Source organism: Bradyrhizobium barranii subsp. apii, assembly GCF_011516635.5.
Lineage (GTDB): Bacteria > Pseudomonadota > Alphaproteobacteria > Rhizobiales > Xanthobacteraceae > Bradyrhizobium > Bradyrhizobium barranii.
In genome coordinates, this window is the sequence record NZ_CP096255.1 from 1,966,109 (window position 1) to 1,986,025 (window position 19,917).

Here is a 19,917-nt window from a genome sequence, read left to right on the forward strand (position 1 = left end):
TTCGGCGGATTTTCCGGTGGTCCCGCGGACCTGCTGCGGCGGTATCGGCTGCGCGATCGATCGATGAAGTCCGTTTGCGGGATGTTCGGATGGGTCCGGCACTTCGTAAAATCCGATGCGACCCTTCGCTCAATAAACGGCGGGCCGCAAAGCCCGCCGTTTATTTTTGGTCTTCAGCGTCGCCCGGGGCTGGCGGGGCGACAACCTAGAATAGAAGACTATAATCTGCGCCATGCCGTGGCAAGGCAAATCGTTGAGGCTGTGATGTCGCATCGAGCGCGTCAGATATGCGCTGGTCGCGATGTCTGGTTTTGATGCGCATCAAAGCAATTGTTTGGATGGCCAAATCACTTTGTTCATATTTCCTGCTCTCGCAACGCAACGAAGAGGTGCGTGCTTTGTAAAAAAGCGCGTTCGCCTGCACGTCTTCCGTCCGCGTGCACAGGTTGTGTTCCATTGTGCGAACGAGTTCCATGTCCGCGGTTGCACATCTCGCTACGTACACGTGACGTAGTTCCGCTACGACGAGCCACTTCTCCACCGACAACGCCATTCAACAGATACTCGGAGCGCAGGTGGGAACATGAGTGAGGCCGTCACGGCGCCACCAGCTCCACGCGCCGGTTGAGCGCGCGGCCGGCGTCCGTAGCGTTGGAACCGACTGGTGCCAGCAATCCGACGCCGGCGGTGCGCAGCCGCGTCTGCGCGATCCGAAAGCTTTTCACGAGTTCGGCTGCAACCGCTTCGGCGCGGCGCTTCGAGAGATCGAGATTGTATTCGTAAGCGCCCTGGCCGTCGGTGTGGCCGACGATGAAGACGTTGAGCTGCGGCTGACTCGTCAGCAGCTTTGCGATCTGCTCCAGCGTCGGGCGGCTCTCCGGCTTCAGCACCGCCTTGTCGGTATCGAAATAGATGCCGTAGAGCGCGATGTGGCCGGTCTCGCCAAGGCCCTTCGCCATCGCGGCAGCATCGACCATCTTGTTCGCGATCGCGCCGAGCTCGGCGACCGTGACCTGCGCATAAATGTCCTGGTTGTTCTGGCTGACGATGACGCTGGCATAGGTCTCGCGCCCGCCTTCGGTCTTGCGGCCGGAAAAATATCGGTAGTTGAATCCGTCGACCCACATCTGCGGCACCGGCAGCGTGTCGATCGCCTCGGTGAAGGGAATGGCACCGCAGGCGTCGGTGTCGCAGGTGAGCAAGGTCTCGAAGCCGGCTTTCGCAAGCTGCGTCTCGAAATTGCGCGACACTTCCAGGATCGAGGGGCCGGGATTGGTGCGATAGGCGATGCGGAAGATGCGGCCTTCGAGCCGCCGCGCATCGGCCGGCTGGCCGTCCCTGAAGGCGGCCGCCTGCATCCGTGCCGCGTCAAAATCCTTCATCACGTAGCCGGTGATGACGCTGCCGGTGAAGCGGCCGATGCCGGGATAGTCGCGGCTGCCTGCGACATCGCGGGTCTGCGCGGCGGCGGCGGTGGCGGTGAAGGAGTGCAGGGCGAGGACAGCGAGCATCCGGTGCGGAATGGGCATGGTCATCTCGATCGGTTGGGGACGGGGCGAGCGCAATTCATTTGTCGCGCCCAAGATACGATCGGTTCTGGCGAGGATCTGCCGCTTTGACGCGAATCCGGTTCCCGGGCATGATCGCGCGCTTTCCGCGTTCATTCTTCAAAGGATTTTCCCGCATGTCGAGACACGCCCTGGCCACCGCCTTCATCCTCTGTCTGGCCGGCGGATCGGCGCAGGCCGCGCGCTGCGGCGGCGACTTCAACAGCTTCGTCGCCAGCATGAGCTCGGAAGCGCAAGGAGCCGGCGTCTCGGCGAGCGTGACCAGCGCGGCCTTCAGCGGCATCGCCCAGGACGGCGCCGTGCTCGCGTTCGACCGGCGCCAGCGCTACACCTTCAACAAGAGCTTCGAGCAGTATGTCTCGACCCGCGTCGGCCCCGGCCGCATCAATGGCGGCAAGGCACTGTTGCAGCGTCACGCGGCGCTGCTCTCGCGCATCGAGCAGCAGTTCGGCGTGCCCCGCTACATCCTGGTCGCGATCTGGGGGCTGGAGAGCGATTTCGGCAAGGGCGACATCGGCAAGCTGCCGGTGATCCGCACGCTCGCCACGCTCGCGCATGATTGCCGCCGCACCGAGCTGTTCCAGGGTGAGCTGCTCGCCGCGCTCAAGATCGTGCAGCGTGGCGACCTGCCGCTGCGCGACCTCATCGGCGCCTATGCCGGAGAGATCGGCCAGACCCAGTTCCTGCCGTCGTCCTACATCAAATACGGCGTCGATTTCGACGGCGACGGCCACGTCGACCTGCGCCACAGCGTGCCCGACGTGCTCGCCTCGACCGCGAACCTGCTTCACACCAGCGGCTTCAAGATGGGCCAGCCCTACGGCGAAGGCACCGCCAATTTCGAGGCGATGCGGGAGTGGAACAGGGCGGTGATCTACCGCAAGACGATCGGCTATTTTGCGGACCGGCTGGCGGGGCAGTGAGGCGGGCTGGTGTAGAGATGCGGAGCGCTCGCGCCTCATACTAGGTGTCATCGCCCGCGAAGGCGGGCGATCCAGTATTCCAGAGACAGCAGCGATAGAGCTGAGAAGCCGCGGCGTACTGGATTCCCCGCTTTCGCGGGGAATGACAGCGCGACGTGTGGCGAGGTCAGCGCATCCCTGACGCTCACGTCCCTTTCGCCATCTTCTCCAGCTTCCGCTGCAACGGCGCCCAATAGGTGCCGGGGCGGAAGCGCTGCAACAAGTCCATGAAGCGGGCGTCGTTGCCGATCAGGATGCGGGGCTGGTTGTTCTCGATGCCCTTGATGATGCGCAGCGCGGCGTCTTTCGGCGTGGTCTTTGCCGCGTTCTCGAACCGCTCGATCGATTGCGCGCGGCGCGCATTGTCGGTGACGCCGACCCCGGTGCGCGAATTGCGCGCGATGGCGGTGGCGACGCCGCCGGGATGCACCACCGACAGTTTTACGGGGCTGCCCGCGACCGCAAGCTCGTGCCGCACGCTCTCGGAAAAACCGCGCACCGCGAACTTGGCGGCGGCATAGGCCGACTGTCCGGGCGGCGCGATGATGCCGAAGATCGAGGAGAGGTTGACGATGTGCGCCTCTGCCAGCGTCTTCAGGTGCGGCAGGAAGGCGCGCGTGCCGTGCACCACGCCCCAGAAATTGATGTCGAACAGCCACTCCATCTGCGCCTGGTCGATCTCCTCGAACGTGCCCATCAGCGCCACGCCGGCATTGTTGATGACAATGCCGAGCGCGGGATGCGCCGCGATCGCATCACGCGCGAACCCTGCGATGTCGCTGGGCTCGCTGACGTCGACGCGATGCACGCTGACTTTGCGTGCGGCACCGATCTCGGCGGCGAGCGTCTTCAATCCAGCCTCGTCGCGATCGGCGAGGGCGAGATCGCAGCCTCGGTTGCCGAGCTCGATCGCCAGCGCGCGCCCGATGCCGCTCGCCGCTCCCGTGATGGCGGCGGCGCCGCGAATGGCAGTCATGATGTCCCCCCGTCGAGCCGGTCATGTGGAACTATGATTTACATTTTTCATGATGGAACTGAACCACCGGCGAACTGGCTCCTTAACATAGGTTACACAAGCAAGCATTGGAGTGGCCCATGGGACAGGCAGAACCATTTCGCGCAACGGCGCTGATCGTCGAAGATGACGTCATGCAACGGGAGATGCTCAGTCTTCTGCTGGAGGAGAGCGGCTACCAGGTCATCCAGTGCGACAGCGCCGAGGCGGCCCAGCGGGTGCTCGACAAGAGCGCTGGCGCGCTCTGTCTGATGCTGACGGACGTTCAGCTTGCGGGGCGCATGACCGGGGTCGAGCTCGCACACGTCGCCAAGGACCGCAATCCAAAGCTCGACATCGTCGTCACCTCCGGCCGCCCCTTGGCGCAGTCGTTGCCCGACGGCGCGAAATTCTGGGCCAAGCCGTGGGCTCCGCTCGACGTGCTCCGCGAGGCCGAGCTCGCGCAGCTGTCCTGACGGTTGATCCGGGGGCTCGCTTTCTTGCCGTGAGGCGGGGTGATAGGGTCTGCCGATGACCTTGTCCTTCCTGCTCACCTCGCTCATCGTCGTCGCCTCGCCCGGCACCGGCGTGCTCTACACCCTGGCTGCGGCGCTGACCCGCGGCTCGCGCGCGAGCATCGCCGCCGCCTTCGGCTGCACGCTCGGGATCGTGCCGCACATGATAGCTGCGATGCTCGGGCTTGCCGCGGTGCTGCACACCAGTGCGCTTGCCTTTGCCGCGCTGAAATGGGGCGGCGTCGCCTATCTGCTCTACATGTCCTGGCAGGCGCTGCGTGAGACCGGAGCGCTGGCGGTCGATGGCGAGATCAGGGAGCGGTCGAGCCGCCGCGTCATCGTCACCGGCTTCCTGATCAACATCCTCAATCCGAAACTGTCGATCTTCTTCCTGGCCTTTCTGCCGCAGTTCATTGCGGTGGATGAAGCCCACGTGCTGGCGCGGATGCTGGAATTGAGCGGCACCTTCATGGCGATGACCTTTGCGGTGTTCGTCCTCTACGGCCTCTGTGCGGCGTCGGTGCGCGAGCGCGTCATCTCCCGCCCGCGTGTCATGGCCTGGCTGCGCCGCAGCTTTGCCGCCGGCTTTGCCGCGCTTGGTGCCAAGCTGGCGTTTGCGGAGCGGTAGGCTTCGCCTTCATCTCTCCCCGCTTGCGGGGAGACGCCGCAGCTGAGTGCGGCCAATAAAAAAGCGGGCCTTGCGCCCGCCATCCCTAGACTCTCTCGACCTTACCCGACGCCCGGGCGGAGCGAGGCTCCACCCGGGCAAAGAACATGCTGGCTACTTCTTCTTCGCGGCCTTCTTGGCCTTTTTCTTCGTCGCCTTCTTCGCTTTCTTAGCCATAGTATCCTCTCAAGGGTTCATGGTTAAACGCGACACGAGGGATGCTCGGCGGAGGGCCAGCCTCGCAACATCCTCGACCACAAACTCAGCAGATTCGCGGGCGGCTGCCCCGTGCTGTCACATCTGTGTCATTACGTTATCCACAGCTCAGATGCATTTTCGGGTGATTTTTGCCCACGAATCCGCATCGCGATGCGCATCGGCGTGACCGCGCAGGGAGGCCGCGACAAGCCTAACGATCCGATAATCGCGGCGCACTGTTCATGAATCCAAAACCAAGGGCGAGCTTTCGCAGATCGCGGTGAGGTTCCGTTAAGTGCAATCCGCGCATTCTTCTCCGCAAGAACGCGGGGAAGGGTCATGGACGAACGGCTGCCAGAGACGGGGGGTGCGACGCTGCGCGTGCCGCACGCACCATGCTGAACGTACCGACACTCTGGACGGTCTTTGTCGTCAACTTCCTGGCGCTTGGCCTGATCTGGGCCTACGTGACGCGCTCCTATCCGAAATTTGAGGCCGCGCGATTCTGGATGGCATCGTCGTTCATCGGCGCCACCGGCGCGATGACGGCCCTGGTCCGCCTGTTCGTCGCCTCTCCCCTGCCGCTTCTTATCGGCGCTGCCGGTGTCATCGCGGCGAGCTGCCTCGCCGCCATGGGCATTCAGCGTTTCTATGACCGGCCGGTCGCATGGCGCGTCATGACCGCAACGGGGGTGCTAAGCCTCGCCGGCGTCGTGTTCTTCATGGTCGGCTTCGAGCACATGCAGCTGCGCATGCTCAGCTACACGCTCGGCCAGGCCTTGCCGCTGGTGCTGGCGCTGCGTCTGCTCCTTGCGCCGCGGGAGGGCCGCGTCAGCCCGGGCGCGCGGCTGTCCGGCATCGTCATCCTCACCATCATCGGGATCTTTGCGGTTCGCACGCTGGGCAATCTGCTCGGCCACGATTTCTCGGCGCGCGCCGGCGGTCAGGCTCATGGCGTCATGGTGCTGGGCCTCCTGTTCCTGTCGATGACGCTCAATTTCGGCTTTCTGCTGATGGCGATGGATCGCCTGCGCAACGAGGTCGCCGACCTCGCGCTGCTCGACGATCTCACGGGCGTCGCCAACCGGCGCCATTTGTTGCAGCGCCTGTCCGAGGAATGCGCCCGGTCTGAGCGCAGCGGCGAGCCGTTCTCGCTGCTGGTGATCGATCTCGACGGCTTCAAGGTCATCAATGACTCCCATGGTCACGCCGCGGGCGATGCCTGCTTGCGGCACTTCACCCTGATGGCGCAAACGCGGCTGCGGCCGGGCGACATGCTCGCCCGCACCGGCGGCGACGAGTTCTGCGTCGTGCTGCCGTCCTCGTCCCTGCGCGAGGCTGCCGCGATCGCCCGCCGCGTGCTCGAGGTCTGCCGTCAGGACGCCGCGGCCTGTACAACCAGGGACATCCCGATCGCGATCTCGATCGGCGTTGCCGAATGGGACCACGGCATCGGCCAGTTTCCGGACCGCCTCATCGCCCATGCCGACCACGCCCTCTATGACGCCAAGAAAAACGGCAAGAACGACTTTGCCGTCTACGATCCGGCCCCGCCGCTCTCGCCTGAGCGGCCCGGGCTCGGCGAGGCCACGCGCAAATTCGCATAAAGCCTGCTACGATTTGGGTCCGCCTTGGACCCGTATGATGATCCTCCGCCTGCTCGCGGCTTTTCTCGCCGCCCTTGTTCTGCTCACCCCAGCCGCCGCAACGGACGCCGAGCTCGCGAAGATCGCGCGCGTCTCCGGCACGCCTGACATTCCCGGCCTGAAAATGGTCTGGCTCGCACCATGGGGCGATGTCCGCGACGTCCATCCCTGGCGCAACATCATCGTGCACCAGACCGAGGGGCCGACAGGCTCGGCGCGCGGCGGCGCGGCCGAGCAATCGAAGAACCCGACCCGCCGCGGCGTCACCGTGTGGGTCGAGACCGACGGCACGGTCTATTGGGCGGTCGCCGAGAACCTGGTGCCGACCCATGGCGACGGCGCCAACCGTAACGACAACAAGTATATCGACAACCGCTCGACCTACCGCCAGGTCGTGCGCGACAACTCGATCGGCGTCGAGTTCGCCGGCAACTATCCGGATGTCACCGCGGGCCCGACCGAGGCGCAGGTCGCGGCCTGGAAGATCCTCGTGAAGGTGCTGCGCGCGCGCTACGGCATCCCGCTCGACCACGTCTATGCGCACAACTGGATCGACTACAAGGACGCCCGCTATTGCGAAGGCTGCTGGCTCGCGACGCTGGCGCGGATTTGGGGGGAGTGACGGGCAGGCGCGTCCGGCAAACCGAAGGCCGAAACCTCCGGTGCCGGACGGCCATCGAGAGCGATCGCTATCGGCTCTCATCGCCATCCTAAGTCCACCGCGTCTTCCCAGGCTCAGGGGAATGCCTTGGGAAGATCGGCGGAAGGCTTCGTGACGATCTGGTGCGCGTCGCGCCAGATCACTTCGCGCTGGCGCGAGGTTGTAATCGTGCGCACCGGCAGGCCACCCTCCTCGAGCAGCCAAGCGCAGTAGCGCGCGCGGCTGACAGCCTCGCGGGCTTGAGGATCGAACCAGCAAATGCCCCAGATCGAATCGCGCCGCTTGAAGTGACGCGCGATGCGTCCAGGCAGCGGCAGATGCTGCGCGAACCAATTGAACTGGTCCGAGAGCTCATGCCGGATCCAGTCCGGACAGTTGTTTCGTTGGACATACCAGGACGCACGAAAGAAGCCGCTCTCCACGCGACTGTGCGGGTGGATGAGCGGTGTAACGAACCGCAAATACATGACGACACGGCGCGACGCCTTTTTGCGTCGCGCCCCTCGCAGCCAGATGCAATGAATGGAGAACAGCCGCGAAGCGGCGTTCAGCTTATGACCGATTGCCGATCAAAGAGGTCGGCGGTCAGAACGTATCAATCTACTTTTCATGCCGCCTCCCTTGGTTGCGCTGAACAACAAAGGCGCGATATCGCGCCGGGCGGCAGCACATACATCAGCAAGCGTCCTGCGGCAAGCGTGATCGACAAGGACGATTGAGCGGGAAGCATTCATGACGCGCTCCGGAATGACGAGCTAAACCGGCTGCGCCATCCAGCCGAACAGCCGCCGCATCAATCCCGGCCGCCGTGGCAATTCCGGCGGGCCGTCCGACGCCAGCACGCGTTTGAAGAAGTAATCCAGGAACACCATGTCGTTCGGCTCGGTGACGGTGAATTGTTCGTCGCCGAAGAACACGCTGTAATTATAGAAGAACGGGCCCATGAGCGGGATCGTCGCGGTCGAGGCATAGTCCTTGGAGATGACGAACTCTGCGGGATCGAGCCCGTGCTCGCGCATCGCCTGCTCGACCAGCGGCAGCTTGCGCATGAACTGGGCGGAGAAGCCGCCGACGGTGGATTGCAGGATGATCGACACGGTTGGTGTCCGTTCAGTTGAGGCCGCCGGCCCGATCATTCTGGGTCGGTCGACCGGACGCGCGGGTTCAAGGCAAGCCCGGTTCTACGTCGGCCAAGATGAGGAGACTGTGATCGCTGTCTCACTTGGCAAGCCTCTCCGCCAACTGTAGCCACCACCACCGCTGTCATCGCCCGGTTCAACCGGGCGATCCAGTATTCCAGAGGTCTGCGTTGGAGATCTCGCTGTCGGTACTCGCGCCGCGGCGTACGGGATGCCCCGGTCAAGCCGGGGCATGACAGCGAGTGTGGAGGTGTGGCGCGCGTCGCATCGCGCGGAGAAAGCACGGCGGATCACTCAAACAGAGCATCGCCGCAAACAAAAAAGCCGGCGTTGCCGCCGGCTTTCTGTCTCTTGTCGATCCGCCAATATCTACCGCGAGAAAAGCCCGCTTAATGCGCGGCTTCCAGCGCGGCCTGTTCCGCCCGTGCGATCGTGCCCTTGACCGCGGCCTGCACCTTTTCAAAGGCGCGGACTTCGATCTGGCGCACGCGCTCGCGCGACACGCCGAACTCGGCGGCAAGGTCTTCCAGCGTCATCGGCTCATCGGCGAGGCGGCGAGCCTCGAAGATGCGGCGTTCGCGCGGGTTGAGCACGCCCATGGCGCCGTTCAGCGCGTCACGGCGTTCGTCATACTCCTCGTGCTCCGCCAGCATGGCTTCCTGGTTGGGCGTGTTGTCGACCAGCCAGTCCTGCCACTCGCCGGCTTCGCCGTCATCGCGGATCGGTGCGTTGAGCGACGCGTCGCCACCGAGGCGGCGGTTCATGTCGATCACGTCCTGATCGGTGACGCCGAGGCGCTTGGCAATGATCTTCACCTGGTCGGGGCGGAGATCGCCCTCGTCCAGCGCGTTGATCTTGCTCTTCGCCTTGCGCAGGTTGAAGAACAGCTTCTTCTGGTTCGCGGTGGTGCCCATCTTCACGAGCGACCAGGAACGCAGGATGTACTCTTGAATCGACGCCTTGATCCACCACATCGCGTAGGTGGCGAGACGGAACCCCTTTTCGGGTTCGAAACGCTTCACCGCCTGCATGAGGCCGACATTGCCTTCCGAGACGACCTCGGAGATCGGCAGGCCGTAGCCGCGATAGCCCATGGCGATCTTGGCCACGAGGCGGAGATGGCTGGTGACGAGTTGGTGCGCCGCGTCGCGATCGTCATGCTCACGCCAACGCTTGGCGAGCATGTATTCCAGCTGGGGTTCCAGCATCGGGAACTTGCGGATCTCGGCGAGGTAGCGAGAAAGGCCGGATTCTCCATTGAGGACCGGCAAAGCAGCGGTACGGGCCATGATGAAGCCCTCCAAGGTTCAGGCCCCCGATAGCGGCGGGCCAGGCAGACGACCGCTGTGTTAAAGCCGGCCGTAGCTGCGATGTTCCGTTGGTCATTTCCAACGCAAGCGCAATATACCCCAAGGGGGGTCAAAAAGGGAAGGATTGCTGACGTCACGTCCCCGTGTGGCAGCTATAACTTTTTGTAATGTAACGCTTTTCCAAGGTGGCCTGCGTCATAGCGCCGCTTTCAGAGCGCCCTGAAGGAGAAGCAAATCCTTCGGCAGAGGCGCTTCCCAGTGGAGTAATTCTCCGGTTCTCGGGTGCTCCAATACCAGCAAATAGGCATGCAGGGCCTGCCGTCCAAGCGTGGCCAGAGTCGCCTGCGACTCCGGGCCGAGGTGGTTCGCCTTGGTCTTGAAATGCGGGCCATAGACGGCGTCGCCCATCAGGGGATGGCCGATATGGGCAAGGTGGACGCGAATCTGGTGGGTGCGTCCGGTCTCGAGCTCGCAGGCGAGCAGGGAGGCGATCGGCTTGCCGTCACGCCCCGCAAAACTCTCCAGAAGCTCCCAATGCGTCACCGCCTCGCGGCCGCCCTGGCGCACCGCCATCTTCTCGCGCGCATATGGGTGGCGGTCGATCGGCGCATCGACGGTGCCGCGGTGGCGTCCTGGCAGCCCCCAAGCGAAGGCCATGTAGCCGCGGCGCATCGCACCCGTCCGGCCGTGGTCGGCGAATTGCGCGGTGAGCGAGGCATGGGCGAGGTCGTTCTTGGCGACCACCATCAGCCCGGTCGTGTCCTTGTCGAGCCGGTGCACGATGCCGGGCCGGCGTACCCCGCCGATGCCGGAGAGCGAGCCGCCGCAATGGGCGATCAGCGCATTGACCAGCGTGCCGGTCTCGTGGCCGGCCGCGGGGTGCACGACGAGGCCCTTCGGCTTGTTGAGGACGACGATGTCGTCGTCCTCGAACACGATATCGAGGGCGATGTCCTCGCCCTTGGGCTCGGGCGGGGCCGCCTCCGGCACGTCGATTGTGATCGTATCGCCGGATGTGACGTGATAAGCGGGGTCGCGGATCGCGGAGTCCTTGAGGCTCACCGCGCCCGCCAAAATCAGGGCTTTCAGCCTCGATCGCGACAGGTCGGTGAGGTGCGCCGCCAGCACGCGGTCGAGCCGGGCCGAGCCCTCGTCGCCGGCGACGACAACTTCCAACCTTTGCGCAGAGCCTGAGCTATCCATGACGACGTCTGATACCGCTGTTCCCGAACCGAGCCCCGAGCAGGCCGCGCTGTTCGCGCGGGTGCGGCGGATGATGCTGATCGCGGGGTTGACCACAGCGCTGGCAATCTGCGCCGTCCTGATTGCGGTGGGCTACCGCCTTTTCAAGTCGGAGGGAAGGGCGTCCGAAATGGCCGGCGACGTCACCGCCGCCCTGCCCAAGGGCGCCAGGATCGTCTCGACCGGGGTCGCCGGCGATCGCCTCGTCGTCACACTGGACGTGGGCGGCCTCATCGAGATCCGCACCTTCGACGCCCACACCCTGAAGCCGGCCGGAAAGCTGAAATTTGCCAATGAGCCGTAAAAGGCTCGTTCGGGTCCTTGCGGCGGACAAATTTCGAGGTTATTGGCTAGCCCTCACGCTCCCTTCGTCTAGCGGTTAGGACGCGGCCCTCTCAAGGCTGAAACAGGGGTTCGATTCCCCTAGGGAGCGCCAGCAAACTCAGGCACTTAGGTAGCCATCAGCCGCGTTCGTTGAATAATGGTTGAATAAGACGCTGGTGAACAGCGGCGAACACTTGCGGAATTTGCTGCCGACATCAGCAGACTAGCGGCCTCAGCAGACTAGCCTCGTCGCGATGCCTCTCGCTGAGTGTCCGACCGAAAAATAAGTTGAGTGATATCAGCGAGTTCTGATTCCATCGGTGTTGCGAAGCATCAAAGGGATCGAGAATGTGGACTGATATCACCCGGGCACAGTTTGCCCGAGAGGAGCTGCGTTTGCCAAGCGACTTGACGGATGCGGAATGGGGCGTGCTGGAGAGGTTGCTTCCTGTGCGGGCCAAGCGCGGGCGGCGCCCGAAATGGAGCTATCGCGACATCGTCGAGGCAGTACTCTATCTGCTGCGCGGCGGATTGCCGTGGCGCATGCTGCCGCCCACTCTGTTTCCACCAATGACCACGGTGCAGTACTATTTCTACCAATGGCGCGACAGCGGATTGTGGCAATCGATCAACCACGCACTCCTGATGCTGGCGCGCGAGGCGATCGGCCGGGAGGCCTCGCCGACGGCCGGCGTGATCGACAGCCAATCGGTCAAGACCACGGAAAGTGGCGGCCCTCGCGGCTACGACGCGGGAAAGAAGATCAAGGGTCGAAAGCGCCACATCGTCACCGACACCCAAGGGCTCCTGGTCGGAGCGATCGTTCACGCTGCCGACGTCCAGGATCGTGACGGCACGCCAGATGTCCTGTGCAGCGTTCGCTACCGCTTCCCCTGGCTGCGCCATATCTTCGCCGATGGCGGCTATGCCGGCGAAAAGCTCAAGGCGGTGCTGGAAAAGATCGGCCGGTGGACTGTCGAGATCATCAAGCGCTCCGATGCCGCACAGGGCTTCGAGGTGCTTCCGCGCCGCTGGGTGGTCGAACGAACCTTCGCCTGGCTCGGCCGCAACCGCAGATTGGCCAAGGACTTCGAGCGAACCATCGAAAGCGCAACTGCCTGGCTCTTCCTCGCCTCTGTCCAACTCATGACAAGGCGCATCGCAGCGATAAAAACAGCAATGCAATTTTGAGTCAGGCTCTGAGGCTGAAGCATTCGCGAAAAAGTTCCTCGTGACACTTGGGTATCCAGAAATATTCAAACCGCCGCTGACGTGCGCTGTCGTACGCCAGCTCCCTCGGATGTTCGCATTGACCTTGCTCGTCGCACAATCAACGCTCGTCCTGTCGAGCTTTGTGCGAATAGGAGGGCCACGTGAGATACAATCGACGAGAGAAAACTGGCGGAAAACAGTCACAAGTCAGTCTATCCCCTCTGAAAGCCGCAGAACTGAGCACGTTGCCATTCGCTCAGCGGCTCACCTGCACGATTGACGATGCATGCGAAGTGACCGGCCTGGGACGCACGAAGCTTTACGAGTTGATAGGTGCTGGGCGTATCGTCACGATAACGATCGGACGTCGACGACTAATAGTGGTACGCTCACTTCTGGCGCTCCTTGAAACCAACATGTCGAACTAATCGATATGCGACTTAAAGGGAGCGACCCACTTTCAACGCGCTTTTCCTCAGGCACTCATTTTGATGACACGACTCAGCCGGTCGAACTCGTCCGCTCACCACCGCATCATCGCGCTCCTGTCAGAATTCGGCGGCATTGATATATCGGCCGCGTCTGCTGAGAGAGGCACACATCGGACCAGCATATAGAGCCACCTGATGGAGAGTTGCGCCTCAATGCGGCTGTGCTAGTACGCCCCTCTGAAACAAGGAGCTAAAAGTGGCGAAGAAGGCAAAGAAGGCGGCTACGAAGAAGAAACCCGTGCGTCGCGAATACACAAAGGCTGACGTGAAGGAGTTGCGCGCTCATTCGAAAGCGAAGACTCCGGTTGCAAAAATCGCGAAGCTCACAAAGCGCTCCGAAGGCTCACTCCGCCAAAAGGCGCTCAAGCTTGGAATTCGGCTTGGTCACCAGCGCTAGGAGCGGCTTCATGACGCTCTTCAGTCGAGTGTTCTCGACCAGAACGTTGTTGCAAATCATCTGCGTTCTCGTTGCAGTCGTCGCAATGAAGTTGTTGAGCGCTCATTATGATTTCAGCTGGGCAGCCGCAGTTGGCGGTTGACTAAAAGAACGCCCTGGAAGGTTGAGCAGAAGAGAAGCCCAGCTAGTGGTGAGCAATCAAGCGGCGTTCAACGTACGAAGTATTGGCGCCTTCAGAGCCGCAGGGGGAACTGCAAATAAGCGCCGAACTTTGACCTCCAGCGGCTTCCAACATTGACCTCCACACGTAATGAACGTTCCGTAGATGGTTCAACGAATTCGGCGGTGTCGGCCGGGGGGCAAACCGTGCGCCGAACAACATGCTATTGGCCGTCTCTAAGTGTCTGTTCCAAAACATGTTGAGTCGAATGAATCGGTTGTGATTCAAGGTGAGCGGCCTGATTCGATGGGGACGCGCCGCCAATGTGGACTACCGAGAACCGTGCACGCTACGACCGCAGCCGCCTGCGCTATCCGAGCGACTTGACCGACGAGGAGTGGGCGCTGATCGCGCCTCGCATCCCGCCGGCCAAGCGCGGCGGCAACAAGCGTACGGTGGACCTGCGCGAGATTGCCAACGGGCTGATGTACATCCTGAGCACAGGTTGCCAGTGGCGCGCGATCCCCAAGGACCTGCCGCCGCGCTCGACGCTGTATGGCTACTTCGATCTGTGGAGCTGGAACGGCACGCTCGATAAAATTCATCACGCCCTCTATGTCGAATGTCGCGAAAGGGCCGAGCGCGAGGCTTCTCCCACCGCCGCCATCATCGATAGCCAGAGCGTGAAAAGCGCTGAAAAAGGGGGCCTCATGATCTCCATGGCTACGACGCGGGCAAGAAGATCAAGGGCAAGAAGCGGCACATTCTCGTCGACACGCAAGGCCTCTTGATGCACGCCATCGTGCATGCGGCGGACATCCAGGATCGCGACGGCGGCGTGCTCCTGATGGCAACGTTGTTCGGCCTCTATCCCTTTCTTCTGAAGCTCTACGCCGACGGCGGATATCAAGGGCCACATTTCCAGAAGGGGCTGCGTAGCGCTCTGAAGCGCGTGAACCTCGAAATCGTCAAACGCTCCGATCAGGCTCACCGTTTCGTCGTCTTGCCCAAACGCTGGATCGTCGAGCGTACCTTTGCCTGGCTCGGGCGATGCCGAAGACTGTCCAAAGATTGGGAATGCTTCAATCACAGGGCGCTCGCCTTTCTCAAGCTGGCCTCCATCCGACTCATGCTGCGAAAGCTATGCAATCCAAGGTAATCTTTCCGGACAGACTCTAAGCCTGAACCGGCCTGAAAACGCACATCAGAGCACGCTCGATGAGGCTTTGGTCGTGCCTGAAATCCACGCCCCACGAAATCGCCCTTGCGATAGCCTCGTTTGATTGAGCCGGAGGCCCATATTTCTTCAGGCCCAGGAACGCCGTCAGGGCAGCTCGGTAGAGAGGTGCGGTGAAATTGTAGAGCGTCTGGCCCGAGGATTGGACGACAAGACGGTCCAAGGCAACGGGATTTCCGTGCAGGAAATCGTTGCGGGCTCGGAGCAGCTCGCCATAAATCCAGCAGGGCAGGGAGTTGGGCGCCGTCTTATTCTTCCCGGCATAGGCATCGTATGACCGCTTCGTGAGGTCTTGGTCTCGCCACTCCAGATCGTGAAGGAGCCGGTAGATATTGCGGTAGCCAACCTCTCCGTTTTGTCCCGGATGCGCCAGGGTCTCGAAGGCGCTAATCCAAAGCCCAACAGATCTACCCAGAGCGTAGTGGGTCATGTCCGGCCCTGATGGGAGCTGTGATGCGGCGTAGGCCATATTCAGCGACCTGAACAAGGCTATCGAGCGCCATGCGTTCTGATGGGTCTTAAACCTGCGGTCCCATGATCCTAACAGCGCGGGGAGCAGCGTGTTGTCGGCATCGCCGAGGCTGAGCTGGGCGTGAGGTACGTTGGCGTCCTGATGGCCGTGAAAATTCTTAGCGACGTTTGAATCCCTGAACGCTGGGGAGCTGCCTACTATTCCGGCGTAGTTGGTGCTCGTAATCCACGGGTGGAAGTCGAACCAGGACGAAAACTGGAAGGGGCGGGTATGGGGATAGACCAACCGCAGTGCCCGGGCCTTGCACACGCACGAGAGGGCAACCGCATCCCGAAACCCCGACGCCTGCTCGATGCCAATCAAGTCGGGTTCGCCTTCGCGGACGAAAAGTACTGCGGGTGCAACCTGATGGCCAAATTCATCGTGAAAACGTCTGATGAATGTATCGAACTCGGTGTGAGCGCGGCGAATCTCGATCGCACGGACATCATTGCAGGAGACTAGCGCGTAGTGGCTGCTCTCAAACGGTTCAGTGACTGAGATGTTCGGCAGAATGTAGCCGGGAGCCCAATTGCTCATGGTAACCTACTGGTCGCAATCCGGTAGCTTGATATCGAGAAAGAAATTCGCTGCCTCGCGGCGGTCCAACTTCTGCAATCCGCCCTGGGCGTCGATGAATTGCCAGTACAGCGTGCCTCGGACCAAATCGATGCGGGCGTATCCCGGCATTTCGGCGACCATACCACGCTTCTTTGGCACCTCGTGCTTTGCAAGATTCATGCGAAGTGCTTCGATGAAGCTGAACCAGCCGTCCATCTTCTCGTAGTAGGCTTTCACGGCGTCGATAAACGCTGGGTCAGTGATTCGAGAGACATGTTCGGAGTAGAACGACGCTCCTGAGAAGATATGATTCTCCTTGGCATTCGCGTCAGCGATGGTCTTTTCCAGAAATGCCTTCTGCTTGCGGGGGAGGGTTTTGGCGTATTGGTCGGCGAGTTGAAGAAGCTGGGTCGCGCGTTGCCGCCAAGTCCGCAGGAATTCGTTCAGCGAGAAAAGCCACATCTGGCTGACGCCGTTGAGCGCCATCATGACACCGGCGTAGGGCTCCTCAGCAAAGATTATTCGTGCGGTATGCAGTTCGAGGGGCCGGATAATGCCTATCTCAACCGCGGCAATATGCTGGGCCTGCATCCCAAGCCAGGTGTCATCGCACAGGGGAATCTTCATAAACCACGCGAGGATATTGAAGTCCTTCGGAACGTCGGTCTCTGAGTGTCTGTTCCAAAACATGTTGAGTCGAATGAATCGGTTGTGATTCAAGGTGAGCGGCCTGATTCGATGGGGACGCGCCGCCAATGTGGACTACCGAGAACCGTGCACGCTACGACCGCAGCCGCCTGCGCTATCCGAGCGACTTGACCGACGAGGAGTGGGCGCTGATCGCGCCTCGCATCCCGCCGGCCAAGCGCGGCGGCAACAAGCGTACGGTGGACCTGCGCGAGATTGCCAACGGGCTGATGTACATCCTGAGCACAGGTTGCCAGTGGCGCGCGATCCCCAAGGACCTGCCGCCGCGCTCGACGCTGTATGGCTACTTCGATCTGTGGAGCTGGAACGGCACGCTCGATAAAATTCATCACGCCCTCTATGTCGAATGTCGCGAAAGGGCCGAGCGCGAGGCTTCTCCCACCGCCGCCATCATCGATAGCCAGAGCGTGAAAAGCGCTGAAAAAGGGGGCCTCATGATCTCCATGGCTACGACGCGGGCAAGAAGATCAAGGGCAAGAAGCGGCACATTCTCGTCGACACGCAAGGCCTCTTGATGCACGCCATCGTGCATGCGGCGGACATCCAGGATCGCGACGGCGGCGTGCTCCTGATGGCAACGTTGTTCGGCCTCTATCCCTTTCTTCTGAAGCTCTACGCCGACGGCGGATATCAAGGGCCACATTTCCAGAAGGGGCTGCGTAGCGCTCTGAAGCGCGTGAACCTCGAAATCGTCAAACGCTCCGATCAGGCTCACCGTTTCGTCGTCTTGCCCAAACGCTGGATCGTCGAGCGTACCTTTGCCTGGCTCGGGCGATGCCGAAGACTGTCCAAAGATTGGGAATGCTTCAATCACAGGGCGCTCGCCTTTCTCAAGCTGGCCTCCATCCGACTCATGCTGCGAAAGCTATGCAATCCAAGGTAATCTTTCCGGACAGACTCTGAAAACTCGTCGTCGATCATAGGCGTCCCAGTGATTGAGAGGCTTGTCGATATCACCTTTTCCGGGTGTTCTACAGAGGCTGTCTACCTGCTGAGCGACGAAATGAGCGAACTCGAGGTTGATCTGGCGATCGGGTAGTTCCCCAAAAAAGCTACGAGCGGCTTTGGTAGCATGACGCGCCCTTGCCGCCGGCCGATATCCTCCGCGGACCTAGGTTGAGCCACAGCGACCTGTCGCTGATGAAACTACCGGGTCTTCTTGAGCAACTGATCGAGACTTTCGAGTCCTTTCTTCTTGAGTACAGTGCCTAGCTTCGTATCGGCACGATAGCCCTTCGCGACCTTGTCGCCATACTCATCGCGCAAAGTCCCGACGAGCGTATCGGAGCGCTTCTTACGGATCTCGCCGTTCTGGTCGCGCATGCGACCATCGAGTCCGCGCGGGTAATGCTTCGTCATTTAAGGGTCCTTTCGAGTTGAGGCTGCAGCAATACTCAAACCCAACGTACTTTGCCCTTCTGAAGCCAGAAGTGAGCTTCGCAGTCTCTCTTCAACCAGACTGACGGGTGAAGACTGGCAAGCCCATCCGGCGTCTCTGTCAACGTCCAGCAAGGCTGGGCGTCCGGCAACAAGTTCATCTCCAACACTTTGCCGCACCCGCAGGGGCACAGCATCGCGGCCGTCCAGGCATAGCCATCCTCACCGGCCACGTAGAGCCGTTCGGTGCGAAGCTTATCGGGAATGTCGACGACGCGCACCGTTCGGAACGTTGGCGTTCGAAAGCCCAGCCGCGTCAGAAGACACAGCCAGAGCTCAACAATCTGATGCCAAAGCGTCATAGGCTGAGCTCCGGCAATCCAAGCAGCGGCCCGGCGTCGCCGCGGCCCACGAGCTTCGCCATGACCGGACAAGGCGCGCCTTCGGCCACACTCTCAATCTCATTCTCGGCGAGATTGATGCGCGTGATCGCGTAGGCGGCGTTCGGCTGGTTACGTGTTCGGTAGAGACGGGCGAGTAGCTCGTTCGCCGCCATGGCGGCCACCGTCATATTAATGCTGATGACCGCAGGCATCTCTTCGTCGGCGCCCCTGATATACTTTTCGCGGACGCGCTCGGCATAGAGCGCCGGGTTCTGCCGCCTCAGAGCATCGGCTGCAACCTGCTCGACCGTGTAGGCTTCGCGCGATAAGAGGCTCGAGCCGCCGGGCTTCAGATAATGGACCACGACCTCGATGGCGTCGATCGTACCATCCGACAGGGCGTGGATGCGCACGCCCATATCGATATAGGGGATCATGTAAGCCGCGCAGATGCGGCTCATGACATCGCGGCCTTCGGCGCTGTCGACACCACCCACCAAAACATCCGCCTCCGCGATCGCCAAGACCGACTTACGTGAGACGAGATCTTCCGGGATCGGTACCGTCTCGGTGCCGAGGCCCATCGCCCGCACAGCGCGGCTGGCGATTTCGACCTTTCGCGTCTCGTGCGCCGCATCCCGCGCGGTCGCGTTGACGACCCTGTTAAGATTCTTGCGCTCGGCCTTTTGCGGGTCGACCGAAATGATCTTGCCGAAGCCAAGCCGCCCGAGGGCCTCGTTGAGGATGCTGCCGGTACCCGAGGCGCCGGCGAGTGCTGCCGTCAGCCGCGCCATTTCGGCCGTCATCTGACGGCCGAAGGCCGATGTCGCGCGGCCGACCATGTCGCTCGTCGTTCGCGGGGGATCGTCGAAGTAGATCTCGATATCGTCGCCGATGACGGAAATGCGCTCCAGCGGCTCGAAGGTCCCATACGCGTCAACGCTGCGGCCAAACAATGCGCCGGTCGGCATCATCACCACACTGGCATGCACGGCAACGCCATCCACCAGTGCGTGGATACCAGGAAACAGGCGGCGATCGCTCACGTCATCCGCCGGCGAGAAGCGGTCATACTCCCCGGGGTGGCTGTGTACCTTAACGATGCTGAGATGCTTGGCCGCGGCATGATCGACTAGGTCATCCATCCATTCAACCGGCCAGCTGATGAAATCCGCGCGGCGGTCGCAGACCGCGTAGGGGACCGGGTGAACCTCGCGCGCGAGGAGGCGATGGCGCGAGGTCCCATCATGCTGGCCACAGAGGATCAGGGCCGCGGCCTCTTTCCCGTCGCCGGGAAAGAGGTGCGCCTTGAGGTGATCCCGCTGTTGGCCGGTGAGCGTCAGAGTGATCAGTCTGCTCATTGGCCGAGCTCCCGGCTCAGCCAGCCCTGCATGTAAGCGAAGTGCGTTTCGAGATTGTCGACACCCGGCTTCCAAGCGGCGCCACCTATGCGGTGGCGCGACCAGCGCTGCCATTGATGGCCGTCAAACGTCTCGATCACATCGGCATTGGCGATCGGACGGCCCGTCTGTAGTCGCAACGACGGGCTGAAATAGGCCATGTCGAGCTGCGCGGTCGGGTAGCCCGGTGCGATCTCGATGGCGACGTTGGCCAGCCGGACGTTGAAGCCATCCGGCACCGGCCAAGCCGCGCA

General features: G+C 62.0%; 21 protein-coding genes, 1 tRNA gene and 2 pseudogenes. 12 read left to right on the plus strand and 12 right to left on the minus strand.

Going from position 1 to position 19,917, the window contains the following annotated elements; all coding sequences use genetic code 11:
* Positions 1–596: 596 nt before the first annotated feature.
* Positions 597–1,529 (minus strand): OmpA family protein, encoded by a 933-nt coding sequence (locus HAP41_RS09375; protein WP_414643260.1) that lies wholly within the window; start codon positions 1,527–1,529, stop codon positions 597–599.
* Between the two features lie 155 nt (positions 1,530–1,684).
* Here HAP41_RS09375 and HAP41_RS09380 point away from each other — a divergent pair, with 155 nt between their 5' ends.
* On the plus strand, positions 1,685–2,491 hold the full coding sequence (locus tag HAP41_RS09380; protein WP_166103261.1) for a lytic murein transglycosylase: 807 nt from the start codon (positions 1,685–1,687) through the stop codon (positions 2,489–2,491).
* Between the two features lie 184 nt (positions 2,492–2,675).
* Here the strand turns inward: HAP41_RS09380 and HAP41_RS09385 are convergent, their stop codons facing one another.
* On the minus strand, positions 2,676–3,506 hold the full coding sequence (locus HAP41_RS09385; RefSeq protein ID WP_166103254.1) for an SDR family NAD(P)-dependent oxidoreductase: 831 nt from the start codon (positions 3,504–3,506) through the stop codon (positions 2,676–2,678).
* A 119-nt stretch (positions 3,507–3,625) separates the two neighbouring features.
* Here HAP41_RS09385 and HAP41_RS09390 point away from each other — a divergent pair, with 119 nt between their 5' ends.
* The 4 genes from HAP41_RS09390 (at position 3,626) to HAP41_RS09405 (ending at position 7,172) form a co-directional block, all read left to right on the plus strand.
* Entirely contained in the window at positions 3,626–4,000 is a 375-nt protein-coding gene (locus HAP41_RS09390; RefSeq protein ID WP_166103249.1) for a response regulator, read from the plus strand.
* A 55-nt stretch (positions 4,001–4,055) separates the two neighbouring features.
* Positions 4,056–4,667, plus strand: a complete 612-nt coding sequence (locus tag HAP41_RS09395; protein ID WP_166103244.1) for a LysE family translocator — start codon at positions 4,056–4,058, stop codon at positions 4,665–4,667.
* A gap of 632 nt (positions 4,668–5,299) precedes the next feature.
* Positions 5,300–6,511: a GGDEF domain-containing protein gene (locus HAP41_RS09400; RefSeq protein ID WP_166103239.1), complete on the plus strand. Its 1,212-nt coding sequence runs from the start codon at positions 5,300–5,302 to the stop codon at positions 6,509–6,511.
* Between the two features lie 34 nt (positions 6,512–6,545).
* Entirely contained in the window at positions 6,546–7,172 is a 627-nt protein-coding gene (locus HAP41_RS09405; protein WP_166103235.1) for a peptidoglycan recognition protein family protein, read from the plus strand.
* 113 nt (positions 7,173–7,285) lie between these two features.
* Here HAP41_RS09405 and HAP41_RS09410 read toward each other — a convergent pair whose 3' ends face one another.
* The 4 genes from HAP41_RS09410 to HAP41_RS09425 all read right to left on the minus strand — a co-directional run bounded on the left by HAP41_RS09410 (position 7,286) and on the right by HAP41_RS09425 (position 10,863).
* Positions 7,286–7,678, minus strand: a complete 393-nt coding sequence (locus tag HAP41_RS09410; RefSeq protein WP_028150707.1) for a hypothetical protein — start codon at positions 7,676–7,678, stop codon at positions 7,286–7,288.
* 288 nt (positions 7,679–7,966) lie between these two features.
* Positions 7,967–8,308, minus strand: coding sequence for a hypothetical protein (locus tag HAP41_RS09415; protein ID WP_063985480.1), 342 nt, complete (start codon positions 8,306–8,308; stop codon positions 7,967–7,969).
* A 431-nt stretch (positions 8,309–8,739) separates the two neighbouring features.
* Positions 8,740–9,639, minus strand: a complete 900-nt coding sequence (rpoH, locus tag HAP41_RS09420; RefSeq protein WP_166103229.1) for an RNA polymerase sigma factor RpoH — start codon at positions 9,637–9,639, stop codon at positions 8,740–8,742.
* A gap of 216 nt (positions 9,640–9,855) precedes the next feature.
* Positions 9,856–10,863 (minus strand): RluA family pseudouridine synthase, encoded by a 1,008-nt coding sequence (locus HAP41_RS09425; RefSeq protein WP_166103225.1) that lies wholly within the window; start codon positions 10,861–10,863, stop codon positions 9,856–9,858.
* Between HAP41_RS09425 and HAP41_RS09430 the strand changes: the two genes are divergently transcribed.
* From HAP41_RS09430 to HAP41_RS09450, 6 genes and pseudogenes are all read left to right on the plus strand, one after another.
* Positions 10,862–11,206, plus strand: a complete 345-nt coding sequence (locus HAP41_RS09430; RefSeq protein WP_166103220.1) for a hypothetical protein — start codon at positions 10,862–10,864, stop codon at positions 11,204–11,206. The genes HAP41_RS09425 and HAP41_RS09430 overlap by 2 nt on opposite strands.
* A 57-nt stretch (positions 11,207–11,263) precedes the next feature.
* Positions 11,264–11,338, plus strand: a tRNA-Glu gene (locus tag HAP41_RS09435).
* A 236-nt stretch (positions 11,339–11,574) separates the two neighbouring features.
* The gene (locus HAP41_RS09440) at positions 11,575–12,417 is read left to right on the plus strand and encodes an IS5 family transposase (protein WP_166103217.1); all 843 of its coding nucleotides are present in this window, start codon (positions 11,575–11,577) and stop codon (positions 12,415–12,417) included.
* Positions 12,418–12,731: 314 nt separating this feature from the next.
* Positions 12,732–12,866, plus strand: a complete 135-nt coding sequence (locus HAP41_RS50710) for a hypothetical protein (RefSeq protein WP_414643389.1) — start codon at positions 12,732–12,734, stop codon at positions 12,864–12,866.
* Between the two features lie 259 nt (positions 12,867–13,125).
* A complete protein-coding gene (locus HAP41_RS09445) occupies positions 13,126–13,326 on the plus strand; it encodes a hypothetical protein (RefSeq protein ID WP_166103214.1) in 201 nt (66 codons plus the stop codon).
* 483 nt (positions 13,327–13,809) lie between these two features.
* A pseudogene (locus HAP41_RS09450) lies at positions 13,810–14,645 on the plus strand (IS5 family transposase).
* A gap of 16 nt (positions 14,646–14,661) precedes the next feature.
* Here HAP41_RS09450 and HAP41_RS09455 read toward each other — a convergent pair.
* Entirely contained in the window at positions 14,662–15,774 is a 1,113-nt protein-coding gene (locus HAP41_RS09455; RefSeq protein WP_166103209.1) for a hypothetical protein, read from the minus strand.
* A gap of 6 nt (positions 15,775–15,780) precedes the next feature.
* A complete protein-coding gene (locus tag HAP41_RS09460; protein WP_166103206.1) occupies positions 15,781–16,422 on the minus strand; it encodes a hypothetical protein in 642 nt (213 codons plus the stop codon).
* 128 nt (positions 16,423–16,550) lie between these two features.
* Between HAP41_RS09460 and HAP41_RS09465 the strand changes: the two are divergent.
* Positions 16,551–17,386 (plus strand): annotated as a pseudogene (locus HAP41_RS09465) (IS5 family transposase).
* Between the two features lie 263 nt (positions 17,387–17,649).
* Here the strand turns inward: HAP41_RS09465 and HAP41_RS09470 are convergent.
* From HAP41_RS09470 to HAP41_RS09485, 4 genes are read right to left on the minus strand one after another with little or no spacing between them, the layout of a single operon-like run.
* Positions 17,650–17,862, minus strand: coding sequence for a hypothetical protein (locus HAP41_RS09470; protein WP_166103203.1), 213 nt, complete (start codon positions 17,860–17,862; stop codon positions 17,650–17,652).
* A 35-nt stretch (positions 17,863–17,897) separates the two neighbouring features.
* Positions 17,898–18,242, minus strand: a complete 345-nt coding sequence (locus tag HAP41_RS09475; RefSeq protein WP_224580907.1) for a ubiquitination-like system serine protease family protein — start codon at positions 18,240–18,242, stop codon at positions 17,898–17,900.
* Positions 18,239–19,624, minus strand: coding sequence for a ThiF family adenylyltransferase (locus HAP41_RS09480; RefSeq protein WP_166103200.1), 1,386 nt, complete (start codon positions 19,622–19,624; stop codon positions 18,239–18,241). Before HAP41_RS09480 ends, HAP41_RS09475 begins: the two co-directional genes overlap by 4 nt.
* Positions 19,621–19,902: an E2/UBC family protein gene (locus tag HAP41_RS09485; protein ID WP_166103195.1), complete on the minus strand. Its 282-nt coding sequence runs from the start codon at positions 19,900–19,902 to the stop codon at positions 19,621–19,623. Before HAP41_RS09485 ends, HAP41_RS09480 begins: the two co-directional genes overlap by 4 nt.
* Between the last annotated feature and the right edge of the window lie 15 nt (positions 19,903–19,917).

Excerpts from the sequence above, each read along its gene's own strand:
- HAP41_RS09375 (WP_414643260.1), bottom strand. The coding sequence starts at position 1,529 with ATGCCCATTCCGCACCGGATGCTCGCTGTCCTCGCCCTGCACTCCTTC.
- HAP41_RS09380 (WP_166103261.1), top strand. The coding sequence starts at position 1,685 with ATGTCGAGACACGCCCTGGCCACCGCCTTCATCCTCTGTCTGGCCGGC.
- HAP41_RS09385 (WP_166103254.1), bottom strand. The coding sequence starts at position 3,506 with ATGACTGCCATTCGCGGCGCCGCCGCCATCACGGGAGCGGCGAGCGGC.
- HAP41_RS09390 (WP_166103249.1), top strand. The coding sequence starts at position 3,626 with ATGGGACAGGCAGAACCATTTCGCGCAACGGCGCTGATCGTCGAAGAT.
- HAP41_RS09395 (WP_166103244.1), top strand. The coding sequence starts at position 4,056 with ATGACCTTGTCCTTCCTGCTCACCTCGCTCATCGTCGTCGCCTCGCCC.
- HAP41_RS09400 (WP_166103239.1), top strand. The coding sequence starts at position 5,300 with ATGCTGAACGTACCGACACTCTGGACGGTCTTTGTCGTCAACTTCCTG.
- HAP41_RS09405 (WP_166103235.1), top strand. The coding sequence starts at position 6,546 with ATGATGATCCTCCGCCTGCTCGCGGCTTTTCTCGCCGCCCTTGTTCTG.
- HAP41_RS09410 (WP_028150707.1), bottom strand. The coding sequence starts at position 7,678 with ATGTATTTGCGGTTCGTTACACCGCTCATCCACCCGCACAGTCGCGTG.
- rpoH (WP_166103229.1), bottom strand. The coding sequence starts at position 9,639 with ATGGCCCGTACCGCTGCTTTGCCGGTCCTCAATGGAGAATCCGGCCTT.
- HAP41_RS09430 (WP_166103220.1), top strand. The coding sequence starts at position 10,862 with ATGACGACGTCTGATACCGCTGTTCCCGAACCGAGCCCCGAGCAGGCC.
- HAP41_RS09425 (WP_166103225.1), bottom strand. The coding sequence starts at position 10,863 with ATGGATAGCTCAGGCTCTGCGCAAAGGTTGGAAGTTGTCGTCGCCGGC.
- HAP41_RS09440 (WP_166103217.1), top strand. The coding sequence starts at position 11,575 with ATGTGGACTGATATCACCCGGGCACAGTTTGCCCGAGAGGAGCTGCGT.
- HAP41_RS09455 (WP_166103209.1), bottom strand. The coding sequence starts at position 15,774 with ATGAGCAATTGGGCTCCCGGCTACATTCTGCCGAACATCTCAGTCACT.
- HAP41_RS09460 (WP_166103206.1), bottom strand. The coding sequence starts at position 16,422 with ATGAAGATTCCCCTGTGCGATGACACCTGGCTTGGGATGCAGGCCCAG.
- HAP41_RS09470 (WP_166103203.1), bottom strand. The coding sequence starts at position 17,862 with ATGACGAAGCATTACCCGCGCGGACTCGATGGTCGCATGCGCGACCAG.
- HAP41_RS09475 (WP_224580907.1), bottom strand. The coding sequence starts at position 18,242 with ATGACGCTTTGGCATCAGATTGTTGAGCTCTGGCTGTGTCTTCTGACG.
- HAP41_RS09480 (WP_166103200.1), bottom strand. The coding sequence starts at position 19,624 with ATGAGCAGACTGATCACTCTGACGCTCACCGGCCAACAGCGGGATCAC.